Here is a 12,546-nt window from a genome sequence, read left to right on the forward strand (position 1 = left end):
TAGCGCAGGTCTGTCCCGTTTTCCAGCAAATGAGTGGCGAAGGAGTGTCTCAGCTCATGAATACTTACCCTTTTCATAATTCCTACGCGTTGTCTAGCTTCTTCAAAAACCTTCTGCACACTCCGCTCAGTAAGATGTCGATCAGAAGATTGCCCCGGAAACAGCCAACGATTGGGTCTGTATTCATCTATGTATTTCTCCACCATATCCCAGGCGAGGCTTGAAAGAAGCGTTCTCCGATCCTTTCGACCCTTTCCCTGTCTCACAATGAGTGTCTGCCTTTCAATATCCAGATAGGTGCAACGCAGACGCACAACTTCACCTACACGAAGCCCGGAAGAATAGGTCAGAAACAATATGGCCTTATGTTTAGGGTTGGTTACGGATTTGAATAATTGTGCAACTTCCTTTTCGGACATCACTTGTGGAAGCTTGGTCTGCTTCTTGGGACGAATATACTGGATATCCGTAGGATAATGGAGCACAAGTTTGCAATAGAAGCGGAGCGCGCTAATGATCTGATTCACGCTTGAATGGGAAATTCCTCGCTCCAGCAAACCTAAACAATACATCTGAACTTTGGAAGTAGTGACATCCGTATTTTTAAGGCTAAGGTGCTTAGAAAACGCTCGACCTGATTACAATACGCTTTTATCGTTTTGCGACTATATCCTCGTAACTTTAGCGCCTTCTGTAACGGTTCTTTGCTCCACTGGTTGTTTCCCCTATTAGCTTTCCATTGCTGCAGTTCTTCATTGTCAACCCAATGAAGTAATCTCAACTTCATCTGGATCAAACTGGCTCGTAAACTCCTGGATGGCCACAATAGTGTAGGGTATGATCCACATTTTCTGTTTGGGTTCCCACTTTCTGCCCGTAATCTGGCGAATGCGCTGAATATATGCAGAGTTATAGGGACAACGAATATGCAGTGAATGAGTGGAGCCTTTAGTTATGGTTATCATTTCTGTGGTTGTAGTATCATCGTTCATAGGAAACTCTCCTTTGTTTTTGAGTCTATGTCTTTCTCCGCAATTTTGAGAAATAAAAAGGAAGGCTCTCCTCATCCCAAAAAGGGAATCAGATGACCTTCCGATGCTTTCGGAACATATATGATCTTTAAAAGTAAAGATGGGCACAGCCAGTACAATAAAAAAACTGCCACTCCATGTAGCTTCAACAAAGCATATCTACTGATCAATCTGTCCTCATGGATAACAGTAGACGATTGAACCAGCTGGTACTTCGTCTGGGGAAATCCCTTTTCCCAAACATATACCGATATTCTTCTTGCCAGCTATAGAATGGTTAATTTGAGTAGAAACAACTTCAAATACTTGCTCTTTCCCATCCGTTTTTTTGATGATAATCTGTTCACCAATCATCTCTTTAATTGTCGAAGGCAGTAGTTCATCCAACTCTTCATTAGCCCCCATAACGATGGTTCCGAATTCCGGTGTATCGAAGACTAACCCCACGCCAAACAGCATTTTAATTTCCATTCTGTGACCACCTTATCTCTATGAATAGCTCGCCTTTGACATCTCTTACCCTGAGATTAGCATTACGAAGTCTAACCATGGCATCTATCAATAATGCTTAAGTTACCCATTTAGCTTCTGCCCTTCTACATATACAAATGCCAACCCACAACAAAAGCAGCCAAGATGAAAGCCGAAATGCCAGACATAATGTACATCATCTTTTGCTTTTTGCTGTAACTGCTCTTCCACAGTTTGTAAATAAGCAAGCCAAGATACGCGAATGCTAGAACCACATAAAGTAGGTTAAACATTAAATTGATCCGTAGCGAAGAATAAGCAGGATAACTTGGTAGTCTGCTAAGTATGATGAAAAGATTAATAAGCAGTACTACGCCTGCAAAATGAATGGCAAGATGATATTTATCAAAATTAGTTCGAGGATTTCCTCGTTTATGTAGTTTGTTAAGAAGCATACGGATTAGATAGCCGATCAAAACACATATACTGAAAATGATGGCTAGCGCAGCAGGAATAAGAGATATCTTAATTAAGTTCACTTTTAAATTTGATACAGGCAAGTAATCCATGTAAGGAGTGACGGAAATTTTCTCAATAACCCCATTATGCTCGACAACATTATATAGATTACTTAACTCCGCTTTTGAAAATTTGGTTATATCAAGCTGCCTGAATAAATCAGTAAATCTAGCGGCTGCCCGTCGTGCGGATTGAAAATATCCTCCTTCAGAAGTGACTGAATTAACGTATGTACTATTACCGAAGATTTTGCTAATAAGTCCATAATAATAAATTTTCTCGAACGCAATGTTTGTCATGACCACCATTCCAAATTTGGATTCTGGATCAAAGACAACTTTGCTTGAAAATCCTTTTAAATTCCCTTCATGCAACATCGTAGGTACCCCGTATTCCATCTCAACGAATCCATGCGCAAACCGAGGAATCGAAGTCTCGTCATAATATAGACTCGTTGACAACATTTCGTCTAACGTATCCCTCTTCGCAAATAATACATGGCTATCATCGACAGGCATCAGCGCTGCAAGGAATTTTCCTAAATCTTCTGCTGTCCCGATCGCTGCCCCTGTAGGATAGAACGTTACGAATACTCTGTTCTCAGGGATCCGTTTCAAATCTTTCGTATACCCTTCAACCTCATTCCTTCTCTGCACGATGTCTGGACGATCTTGCCCCGTTGGATGAACCGTAGTGTCATTCATATGAAGAGGTTCAAAAATATGTTGATTAACATATTCATAATAAGGTTGCCCACTTACCAATTCCACGATGTAACCGGCTAATCCAACGCTATAGTTTGAATAACCAACGACGCTATTCGGTTTGTATATCTGTTTCGGCTCATTTTTACGCAACGTTTCTCCTAAATCATAATTTTCAATCTCGTCGTAATAATACACTTCGGACGCTGTTTGATCTTCCCAACCCGCATTGTGATGCATCAGGTTCAGTAGGGTAATCGGTTCATCGTATTTCAGCTTTTTTGAAAAATCCCTCTGGCAGATATTCTTTGATATCCGTTTCCAGATCAAGTTTTCCTTGTTCAACAAGCTGCATCACACTCGTATAAACCAACAGTTTAGAGATGGAAGCCCATTCAAAAACAGTGGATGTATCCGCCTTTCGCTGATTCTCAATATCCGCAAAGCCATATGTCTTATTCACAATAGTTTCACCGTCTTTGATAGCCACAACCGAAACGGCAGCGGTATACTTCTCATACGAGGCAACATAAGCATCAATCGTTTCCTCTAACTTGGATAAAGGAATCCTGGATGGTGTAGCCTCAACCTGTTTTTCTTCAGCGTAAGCAGGTACCGCTATTGCCATAATGATAAATATGAATGATAGAACACAAGCGATTACTTTGTTTACAGTGTGATATCCACGATTCATTTGCATTAGCTTCTCTCCTTTTATTTTAAATGTTAATTACATACTCTTGTTCTCACGTATGCGTTTTCAAAAGAGTCCGCATGAATCAAGGTTATTCTCAAATGCAATTACACTCCATTCAGGAGAGAGGTCGGAGAATTTCACCTATTAATTTGGGCGTGATGATCTCATCGGTCCATTTTGGTGTTAATGCTCTTCTGTATCTTATATATTCTTTTGTCCAGCCTTCGAATTCTTCTCCTCAGAAACGATATGTAATGTGATTATTCCTTCGTTGTTAGCATCCGGATCAACATACCTATAAAATAATCCATTGGAACGAACGACTTTACTCGCATTATTCTTTCTTATAAATATCCTTCATTCATCACATATATCCATCTTCTGGTTCACCAACATCAAAACCTAATATTTTTGACGCTTCCAATTTGAACGTTTCTATCCAAGAAGTCCAATCATCATTATTCATCTGTGCATAAAATGATAACCCACTAGGCTCTACGGATGCCTCAATAAAAACATCATCCTCTTCAGACCCGAACCAATACGGAATCCCACTTTTATAACCGATCCACCCTGGCATACGCTCATACACTTTAGAAACTTTATCCCATACCTCCCTCTTCAATGACTTGATCAAGGATAGATCTCTTGGTCTTTATATACTATTTTCGTTATCATTTTTGAATATTTTAATCTCGTTATTTCAATCAGTTCATTTGGCTGCATCATTTTCACGATGTGACTATCATTTATTTTAATTTTGGTATTACCTCTTCCCAGTCCTTTGACTATTACGATGTTATTATTCACCTCTACTATTTGTCCAATTGTGTTGAATTGCTCTTGTTTCTTGAGATCAATGTATGTTACAAGGCCAAGTATACAAAATGTAATAAAGCAAAAAGTTGATAATGCAGTTGTCCATGCAGGAGGATGATATACTAAGTTATTGGCAGTTACTTGAATTACGATTATAAAAATAAATAGAACGATGAATAGAAATTGCTTTTTTAATTTGCCTTTAGCTTTTTCGTTCATAGGACTGTCTACCACCCATCTCCAGTTTTCCTATAACAACATGATTGAAGCCTTGTCTATCATAGTTAATTTTCATTCGTATTACGTCTCACTCTCATTAATGGATCTTTACGGAGATGAATCACAAAGTCTTGATTCGAAGTATGATATACAAAGTTACCAGGCTCTACTCGAAAAAATTCTTTATTCGCATCTTTTTCTGATACAGTACGAATTGGTGCAACTTCATCTTGTTATCTTCCTCATGATAATGAATGATAGAAACCAGAACAAATTGGTCAGGGAACAATCCTCTAACCTCTTGCCATTTCATGTGTTATACCTTCTGTTATTTGAATTAGTTCAACTTTTTATCATTTTAACATATACCCCTTACTTCATATATCATTCCTGTATTATTCATAACACCCGACCTAGTCCAATGTATCCTCACTCGAGTATGTAAAATGTACAAAGAAACCGTCTCCTTTGGTATATGGTTGCTCTCACTTCCATTTACTACGGAACGGTTTCTTTTGTTTTTTTAATTTTAAGAAAGGATCTGTTCCTTCTCATTACGACTTAACACATCAATAGCTTCAACAACTACCACCGCTATATCTAAGGCAAGGTACCGACGCTATGCGAAGGAGCAAACGCCCACACTAGCATTGTGATCGATCCGCAACATCATCTGAGTGTCATAAATTCGTGGATTGACATTCAGGCTTTCTTCATTACAACCCTGTGCCGATCTTTGTTGCAGCAGAATCTGCATACCACTGTTCGGATATCTCAGCTCAGCATGCTGTGCTCCCTCCGGTCTCTGAAGTCCTCCCGGTCAGCTTCCTCCATCCTGTGAATGTATCGGCGCAATGCTTCTTTATGCGCCTCCAATTCATCCATTCGGCTGGATGTCCCGTTCAGGAAAGATTGCATTTTGAATCCTAGCGTTGTGGCAGCATTTCCTGCCCAATCTTGCTCCAGTCTACTATGTATTGAACGCATCTTCTGCTCCTGCTGCACTAAGCGCTCCTGCAACTGCTCACATTGCTGAACGGCTCTTCTCAGATCGGATAAAGATACCGATATTCTTCCCATGTCAAATACCTCCCGTTAAGAACTGGTCTGCTTGAACGAAATCTTCGTGCTTGCGTTCAATGTACTCGGCAATCTCGCTGATGGATTCCTGATACCAACGGTTAATTCGTTCCAGTGTCGCCGTAGCTTCGTAAGCAATTGACGTGAAGGAATGGCTTTCACTTGTGGAAGTATAAGCCTCGAACATTCGGATGGAAGCTTGTGCATCATTGGAAAACCCGCTCAGACTAAAGCGCATTTCCTTGGCTGCCTGTGCCAATTCCTCCGGCGTTAGTCGGATTGTGCCACCACCTTGACCTGACTTTCCATTGGATGCAGCCGCAATCAAGGGGGCCACCAACCCGCCAACGAGGTTTGACAAAGCCATCCGTGATTCCTGATAAGCATTCCAGCGTGGTGAGATGTCAATTTGTTTTCCTGTTGCGCGATCGATAAGTGGACCGACCAAGTTACCCTGTTCATCAAACTGATACTGGTTCATCGAGTGATATCCCTTGCCTTCTTTTTTGGAAAACGAGTCCATCAATCGAACAATATTACCGACCTGAAACTTGTCCAGATCGATATCAATTGGGAAATTGTATGTGACTAACGGGCCGCTGGGCCCCATCGGACGAATCGGCACCATGAGCTGGAATTGCAGCCTCCAGTTTTGGTACATCGCATTGGCCGAGTCAAAATCCTGGCCTTTGTAGTACGTGCTGCCAACATGTCTGTCATATTCAAAAAGTCCTCCTGCACCTACTGAATCGTTTGGCTGAACGATGTTCACCACTTTTTTATCATAGTAACCTTCGTTCACTTTCGCCAAGCTTGCATCGTCCAGCAGATTGGTTACACTCGGAGCACTGTATGTCATGGCAGACAAATCCTGTCGCGCTGCCACATATTGCGCTAAACCACCTCCAAGCGAATGTCCCGTAAGAGAGATACTTGCGTCAGGATATTTTGCTTTGACTTGTTCATAAAGCACTTCCGCCTGATGAAATTGGTTATTCTCCCAATCGATATCGTCCTTAATGGATTGAATAAAGCTTTTCTTGAAAATGTTATGATGATTAGGGTCAGTTACGGCATCCTCCAGTTCTCTGGTGCGTCCACCTAAAACATCGAACACGTCTGTTTCGTAATCGGCTGCTCTCCCAAGCCAGCTCCCACCTGGCTCTGTTCCGCGGTAACCGATGACAATCTGATTCGTCTGATTGTTGTGGAGGATGACGGAATCGAAACCCGACACTTTATTGTGGAGCTCGGCACCTTCAGGTTCAATGACCTTCCATTGTGCATAATCTCCCTCATCTTTAAGTGGTGCTCCGGCAGAAACGTTGTCCTGGTAGGCAAGGTTAGATATTTTCTGATACAACTCGTCGCTTATGTAATCGTTCCGCATAAATACCTCCTGAATTGAACATTCCGATATGATTATGTAAACTAGTGATAATTCAATCTTTATAGTATATTAATACCATTCTATGAAAGTAGAGGTGTCCCTTTTGAGAAAACCTATCTTCTTGTTTGTAATCTTAATCATCTCATCACTCTTGCTTGGAGCATGTGCCTCCGAAGAAGAAAAGATGATTGTATCCTCCGCCGAGAAGTTCGCTGCAAATTATATTCTCGAAAAATACGGTGTAACCGTTCGTTTTACGGAGTATAAATTCTCTCCTCCCGATCTATCCAATTCGTTAGGCCTCCATGGCTACATTGAAGGCGATAAGAAAAAGAAGGTATTTGTTCTGGTAAATTACGATCCATTAAGTGTCGAGACACTATCGCTTCCTGAAGGAATATCCAAAAAATCAAATTCCAAATAGAGAGTTGAAGTTATTTTTAAACTATCAATCGATATTAAACGCTATTGAAACTATAGGGAATATATGGATTGTATCTTTTGTCAATTACTCCTGTCAACGTTCCCCGCAACAATAAAATAAAGAAACAAATGCGATCTACATAATAGAATGATTGTGTTCTTAAGACATGATAAACCTCTGTTTAAAGAAGTTATCCACTAATCCGATGAATTCTGAATATACAAAAATAGAGGGAGTTACAGCAGAACTCCCCCTCATCCCAACAACGCCTTCTCGATCTGATCCACAATCCCATTGATACCTGTCGGCCCATAACAACAGATCCATGTCGCGGCATCTACCGAGTGTATTTGCTGTCGCTCATCTGTATCTAACATCCCCCAGACACGTTGTTCTGTCGCGGATATGCCCTCCTGCATCATTTCGTTACTAAGCAAAAAATAGTGACTGGCCTGTACTGCCGGTAGTCTATCAACCGAGATATGATAGGCCGTGTCGGAAGTGTCCGCCACAAATAATGGAACAGGCAGACCCAGATCACGGTACAGCACAGCACCTGTACGATGAGCAGCAGAGTGAACCCGAACGAGAGAATCCAGCGGACGGATCAGTGCCACACTCTTACCTGCCAGTACCGGAGCCAGTTCTTCGGACAGCAAAGCAGTACGTCGATGATAATCCGCAAGTATTCGCTTGGCCTCTGCCCGCTTGCCAGTCAGTTCACCGAACAGACTCAGGATGGTCTGCCAGCTCTCATTACGCTTGAATATAATCACTGGAGCGATTCGACTTAACCGTTCATGATGCTGATCATGCACCTCAGTGCAGATAATCAGATCCGGTAATAATTGTTCCACCGCAAGCAGATTAGGGTACTCATAAGTCCCGAGTAATTCGGTACCCTGAAGTCCTGCTCTGATATATTGAGGGAAATTGACCACCGCACCTCCCGATCCTACACTTCCTGCTGGAGACAATCCAAGCGCGAGCAAATGATCGGCATATTGAACATCCAGCACGGCGATACGCTGTGGTGATTCAGTCACTTGATATTCACCTCGCATATGGCATATCACCGGGCCTTGGTCCGACTCGTACGAAGAAGCCAATCGATTCCGCAGCAAGGCATGAGCATAGTTTGCATCTGTTTCCGAAGCGGCAGCAAGCCGATAACGCAGCGGAGGGACGCCATAATATTTCTTAAACGCCCTACTGAAGTAATACATGTCGCGGTAGCCTATTCTGTCAGCAATTTCCCCAATGGAAGCATCCGTATGATGCAGCATCCGCGATGCATTCTCCATCCGCAGCTGGATGACGTACTCCATCGGTCCCAGCTGCTTCTCTTGTTTAAATCGTCGTTGCAACTGTCTTACACTGCATCCAGCGAGGGCTGCCAGCTCTTTAAGCTCCAGATTCTGACGATAATGCGATGATATATATGACACGACAACATCCACCATGTCGGACTCTGCTCCGCCTTGACCACATTCATACTCCATGATCAGTTCATAGATCATTCCCTGGAGCAACGCATTGGCATGAAAACGTTCCAGTCCTTCGCCACGACGCCATTTGGCAACGATTTTTTCCGCATTCTGAATCCATTCTGCTTGAGTCACAGGATTCTGAATAAACGAAGTTTGCAGTGGGTGTTTGCGATATGAGGGTATAGCATGAGAGGCTCCTTCCATGGAAGAAGCCTTGTACATGATCACGATATAATAAAGTTCGTCTGATCTGGCCGTCAGCGTGAAGGATGTGCCCTTAACCACATGACCAGCAAAAGAAGCTCCAAGGTGGCAAACCTCACCATTCATTGCAAGCTCCCCTTCCCCACCGCATGCCAGCAGCAACACATTTGAATTTAATTCTGTTTCGCTAAGAACACTGCCTGTCTGCAAAGTACCGCTATACCCGTCAAGCATCTTGATCGTCGTATCACTCCAACCACTTGTCTGTTCTTGCAGCGGCATTTCTCTCATCTCCTGACAATAGCATCCTTTGCTATATTGAATCACCTGATTAGGCTTAACTCATAAATATACAAACAGGCCCATAGCAAAGGTAAAATTGAAGCTGTTGTCATTTTAATTGAGATTTATTCTCATTGTCAATTTTCGGACATTTGCGGCAATATCCCCCTGACATCTGGTAATAAAAACAACAGGTGATACGCTCGCTTTTCGCAACTGGAATGTTGTCCTTATGGTCTGTGAAGCGGGTCAAGGGATTACGTTTTACACCGAACACATGCCCGGGCGCTCCTTGCGTCAGATATGAAAAATCGGCCTGGATGTGCTGAATTTCCTGCTCTACCTCGTCTGCATCATGAGTATATAGCGGCCCAATGCGTACCATAATATTCTCCCACAGGATACTCATTGAAAGTGGAGCAATCGCAGCAAGCGTCTTTAACAGCGGTGTAAGCTGTACCGCAAACATCTCCTCGATTACCTTTTCCCGCCACACTGCCCTGTCCCCTGTTAGTGCTTCTGCCTGAAGCCCGTTCACCGCTAGAAAAGGAAAACGTGTGCCGCCCTCATGATCTGAGAGCGCCGGATGATAGAGAAAGCTGTTCTCCAGCTGAAACGAAACATGCTGATGATGAAAAGTCATCGCGGTCACCAGCGGAGCCGTCCACAGATAACCGATCCGTTTGGCTAACATCGAAGCGGCAACCTTCATGTCAGGCGCATCGATGTACTCCTGTAACCAACTGATATACTCTCGGCATGCCGCTTCGTCATGCAGCTCACTTAGAGCAATGGTACGGACGCTATGTTCAGGCGGCTCACCAAGCAAAATCGAATGATCCTCAACCGTCTCTTTCCATAAGTCTGTCGAGAAATACGGGTTCATATTAATTCGATCCGAGCAGGGCTTCCGATGCCTGATCTACAATAAGATTAATCGCAAGAGGTCCGTAGTATGCAATCCACAGTGTTGAGTTTACGTCATACGTGCGGTTATTTTTCACAGCATCAAGGGACTTCCACACTGGATTACTCACCATAGCCTCTGCCTCTGCCGCAAATAGCTCATCCGACAGCACAAAATAACGATCTGCCCCAATCTCAGGAACCTTCTCCATTGAGATTTCAACAGAGGTATCATCTTTGATCTCCTTAACAAGTTCAGGCATGTTTAAGCCCAAATCATGATACAGAATTTCGCCTGTACGATGCTCGATCCCGTGAACACGAATGCCTTCTTTTCTTGGACGAATAAGAGCTACCGTTTCATCTCCCATTTTCTCTGACAGCTTCGCCTTCAGTCCAGCGACTTTGTCCTCATACGCTTTACGCACCTTCTCTGCCTCGTCCTGCTTGTCTGTAATCTTAGCGACCGTGGCTAACGTGTCACGCCAATCCTCATAGAAGTCGAGTACGAGGGTAGGTGCAATTTTGCTTACATTCTCATACTGTTTCTCCTGGAAGTCTGTCATGATAATCAGATCCGGGTCCAAGGCTACAATGGCTTCCAGATTAGGCTCGTCCCGTGTACCCAGAACCTGTACGTCACTCGGCTGATCGCCTAAGTATTCTGGAAAATCGGTGTTGCCTCCAGCGATAACACTGCCAGCCGGCTTCTCGCCAACAGCTAACATTTGATCCAGAAACTTAACATCAAGCACCGCAATTTTCTTTGGTTTCTCGTTTAGCGTCAGCTCATCCTTCATGTGTTTGATCGTTACAGGAAAAGCTCCAGCAGTCTGAGTTTCTGCATTCGCAGGTGTATCCGCTGGCGTTGTCGCAGATTGTTTACCGCTATCTGTACCTGTACCGGCACCGCAAGCCGTCAGGACAAGAATAAGGGCCAGCATCAAGCCCATGAATAATCGTGATTTGTGGGCAACATAAGCTTTCCTTCCAGTCGCTTGCCCCTTTGTTCCTTGATTCATGATGAATCCCCCTTATGTATAATACTGATAATGATTTTCATTATCGAAACATAAAGAGAGTATATACGATCTGCATATCGCGTTACCATGTACTTTTGCGACATTTGAGCCGGACTAATGCGACATCACCAGCCGCTTATCCGCCCTTTAATTTCTCAGCGATATACGCTTGCAGTCGGTAAATGTCTGAAAGAAGCTCTTCTTCCTCTGGCGTATTTCCATACTCCCCTAGCCAGCGCGGTGTACGGATATGCCACTCGTCTGTCAGGTAATACTTTTCATCGCGATACTCTAAAATATGTCCCAGGAAATATTCCAGAGAACCGAAGGATTGTTTATGAGTGTCGTTTATGATGGTTTGTGTTTGTTCAATGATCGCCTGCAACATGTGTTGGATATGATCTTCTGGATTCATAGAGTTGCCCTCCTTACCATCATTTCAAGATGTATCTGAAACTACGAATATAATAGTTCATACGGATACGTTTTGAATAATAAATTAGCGAACAAAAAATAATTATGCTGATAGTGACAGGAGCATTTTAATTGAATTGACCAGAGTCTTCTTTGAGAATAGCACTTTCATGCATTCGGGAAACTACCCTCTATTTCAACTAGTTATCGTTTCACCGAGAATTTGAAATAAAAAAAGGAAGGTTCTTCTCCATTCCATAAGGAATCAGACAACCTTCCGTTGCTTTATCAAACTGAATAATTACTCTTCGCTTTTTTTTAAACGTTGAGGAGTTTTAGGATCTAATTGATGCCACTTCGGAACCTCACCATCTCCATCCGTAAAGATATATTTAGTTTCTGGATCATCTGAAAATACAACGTATACAGGATATTTAGGCATAGAGCTTAACTTAGCTTCTATACTAACAATTTCTTCTTCTTTATATCCCTCGACATTTATAAGGTGTTCTTTTAGGCTTGCTTCAAGAGAATTGTATTTGAACTGTAAGAATACATAAAAACCGACTATTAATAATAAGACTAGAATTATAGCACCACTCAGATTCATTTTTATGCTTCCCGTTTTTTTCATATAAACCTCCTAACGGTAATATTGGCATTAATTCTATCAAACCAACTTTAATCTCTAAAGAAAAGAAACTCTTTAACTTTTGAAAAGTCAGAGTTTCTGTGTAGCTTTTATTCATAATTAGTTGCGTACAGCTTTAAAAGAGGTTGTATAAACAAAATGGTTAGACTTAGTAAACGCTGAAGGAGTTACAAAAAAATTAGTATCACCGATTTTACCTTTATCAGAAATCTCAAAACCCTC

The 12,546-nt window shown here is 42.4% G+C and carries 15 protein-coding genes and 1 pseudogene; 1 reads left to right on the forward strand and 15 read right to left on the reverse strand.

Annotated features, from left to right (window positions below; translation table 11 throughout):
• The 10 genes and pseudogenes from P364_RS35755 to P364_RS0130865 form a co-directional block, all read right to left on the reverse strand.
• On the reverse strand, window positions 1-527 hold a 527-nt coding region (locus tag P364_RS35755; RefSeq protein WP_161634856.1), incomplete at its 3' end, for a tyrosine-type recombinase/integrase.
• Window positions 528-758: 231 nt separating this feature from the next.
• Complete coding sequence (locus P364_RS0130825) at window positions 759-992, reverse strand: hypothetical protein (RefSeq protein ID WP_024633859.1); 234 nt, start codon at window positions 990-992, stop codon at window positions 759-761.
• Between the two features lie 216 nt (window positions 993-1,208).
• Window positions 1,209-1,502: a hypothetical protein gene (locus tag P364_RS0130830; protein WP_024633860.1), complete on the reverse strand. Its 294-nt coding sequence runs from the start codon at window positions 1,500-1,502 to the stop codon at window positions 1,209-1,211.
• A 125-nt stretch (window positions 1,503-1,627) separates the two neighbouring features.
• The gene (locus tag P364_RS0130835; protein ID WP_152532772.1) at window positions 1,628-3,073 is read right to left on the reverse strand and encodes a serine hydrolase; all 1,446 of its coding nucleotides are present in this window, start codon (window positions 3,071-3,073) and stop codon (window positions 1,628-1,630) included.
• Window positions 2,988-3,425: a serine hydrolase domain-containing protein gene (locus tag P364_RS0130840; RefSeq protein WP_024633862.1), complete on the reverse strand. Its 438-nt coding sequence runs from the start codon at window positions 3,423-3,425 to the stop codon at window positions 2,988-2,990. Before P364_RS0130840 ends, P364_RS0130835 begins: the two co-directional genes overlap by 86 nt.
• A 361-nt stretch (window positions 3,426-3,786) precedes the next feature.
• Window positions 3,787-4,059, reverse strand: a complete 273-nt coding sequence (locus P364_RS0130845) for a hypothetical protein (protein ID WP_024633863.1) — start codon at window positions 4,057-4,059, stop codon at window positions 3,787-3,789.
• A complete protein-coding gene (locus P364_RS0130850; protein WP_024633864.1) occupies window positions 4,056-4,460 on the reverse strand; it encodes a hypothetical protein in 405 nt (134 codons plus the stop codon). The genes P364_RS0130845 and P364_RS0130850 overlap by 4 nt, the downstream gene beginning before the upstream one ends.
• 65 nt (window positions 4,461-4,525) lie before the next feature.
• Window positions 4,526-4,773, reverse strand: a pseudogene (locus P364_RS38355) (hypothetical protein).
• A 461-nt stretch (window positions 4,774-5,234) separates the two neighbouring features.
• Window positions 5,235-5,540 (reverse strand): WXG100 family type VII secretion target, encoded by a 306-nt coding sequence (locus tag P364_RS0130860; protein ID WP_024633865.1) that lies wholly within the window; start codon window positions 5,538-5,540, stop codon window positions 5,235-5,237.
• Window position 5,541: 1 nt separating this feature from the next.
• Window positions 5,542-6,930, reverse strand: a complete 1,389-nt coding sequence (locus tag P364_RS0130865; RefSeq protein WP_024633866.1) for a lipase family protein — start codon at window positions 6,928-6,930, stop codon at window positions 5,542-5,544.
• A gap of 103 nt (window positions 6,931-7,033) precedes the next feature.
• Here P364_RS0130865 and P364_RS0130870 point away from each other — a divergent pair, with 103 nt between their 5' ends.
• Window positions 7,034-7,354 carry a hypothetical protein gene (locus tag P364_RS0130870; RefSeq protein ID WP_024633867.1) on the forward strand — a complete coding sequence of 107 codons (321 nt, stop codon included), beginning with the start codon at window positions 7,034-7,036 and terminating at the stop codon, window positions 7,352-7,354.
• A 254-nt stretch (window positions 7,355-7,608) separates the two neighbouring features.
• Here the strand turns inward: P364_RS0130870 and P364_RS0130875 are convergent, their stop codons facing one another.
• From P364_RS0130875 to P364_RS0130895, 5 genes are all read right to left on the reverse strand, one after another.
• Complete coding sequence (locus tag P364_RS0130875) at window positions 7,609-9,330, reverse strand: helix-turn-helix domain-containing protein (RefSeq protein WP_024633868.1); 1,722 nt, start codon at window positions 9,328-9,330, stop codon at window positions 7,609-7,611.
• Between the two features lie 109 nt (window positions 9,331-9,439).
• On the reverse strand, window positions 9,440-10,216 hold the full coding sequence (locus P364_RS0130880; protein ID WP_024633869.1) for an IucA/IucC family C-terminal-domain containing protein: 777 nt from the start codon (window positions 10,214-10,216) through the stop codon (window positions 9,440-9,442).
• A 1-nt stretch (window position 10,217) separates the two neighbouring features.
• Window positions 10,218-11,258: an ABC transporter substrate-binding protein gene (locus P364_RS0130885; RefSeq protein WP_024633870.1), complete on the reverse strand. Its 1,041-nt coding sequence runs from the start codon at window positions 11,256-11,258 to the stop codon at window positions 10,218-10,220.
• Window positions 11,259-11,394: 136 nt separating this feature from the next.
• Window positions 11,395-11,673 carry a hypothetical protein gene (locus P364_RS0130890; RefSeq protein WP_024633871.1) on the reverse strand — a complete coding sequence of 93 codons (279 nt, stop codon included), beginning with the start codon at window positions 11,671-11,673 and terminating at the stop codon, window positions 11,395-11,397.
• 300 nt (window positions 11,674-11,973) lie between these two features.
• Window positions 11,974-12,306 (reverse strand): DUF3139 domain-containing protein, encoded by a 333-nt coding sequence (locus tag P364_RS0130895; protein ID WP_024633872.1) that lies wholly within the window; start codon window positions 12,304-12,306, stop codon window positions 11,974-11,976.
• Window positions 12,307-12,546: the final 240 nt, after the last annotated feature.

It is taken from the genome of Paenibacillus sp. MAEPY2, from assembly GCF_000499205.1.
Lineage (GTDB): Bacteria > Bacillota > Bacilli > Paenibacillales > Paenibacillaceae > Paenibacillus > Paenibacillus vandeheii.

Coding starts and splice junctions, on each gene's coding strand:
- P364_RS0130865 (WP_024633866.1), bottom strand. CDS start 6,930: ATGCGGAACGATTACATAAGCGACGAGTTGTATCAGAAAATATCTAAC.
- P364_RS0130895 (WP_024633872.1), bottom strand. CDS start 12,306: ATGAAAAAAACGGGAAGCATAAAAATGAATCTGAGTGGTGCTATAATT.
- P364_RS0130880 (WP_024633869.1), bottom strand. CDS start 10,216: ATGAACCCGTATTTCTCGACAGACTTATGGAAAGAGACGGTTGAGGAT.
- P364_RS0130840 (WP_024633862.1), bottom strand. CDS start 3,425: ATGCAAATGAATCGTGGATATCACACTGTAAACAAAGTAATCGCTTGT.
- P364_RS0130875 (WP_024633868.1), bottom strand. CDS start 9,330: ATGCCGCTGCAAGAACAGACAAGTGGTTGGAGTGATACGACGATCAAG.
- P364_RS0130885 (WP_024633870.1), bottom strand. CDS start 11,258: ATGAATCAAGGAACAAAGGGGCAAGCGACTGGAAGGAAAGCTTATGTT.
- P364_RS0130890 (WP_024633871.1), bottom strand. CDS start 11,673: ATGAATCCAGAAGATCATATCCAACACATGTTGCAGGCGATCATTGAA.
- P364_RS0130825 (WP_024633859.1), bottom strand. CDS start 992: ATGAACGATGATACTACAACCACAGAAATGATAACCATAACTAAAGGC.
- P364_RS0130830 (WP_024633860.1), bottom strand. CDS start 1,502: ATGGAAATTAAAATGCTGTTTGGCGTGGGGTTAGTCTTCGATACACCG.
- P364_RS0130860 (WP_024633865.1), bottom strand. CDS start 5,540: ATGGGAAGAATATCGGTATCTTTATCCGATCTGAGAAGAGCCGTTCAG.
- P364_RS0130850 (WP_024633864.1), bottom strand. CDS start 4,460: ATGAACGAAAAAGCTAAAGGCAAATTAAAAAAGCAATTTCTATTCATC.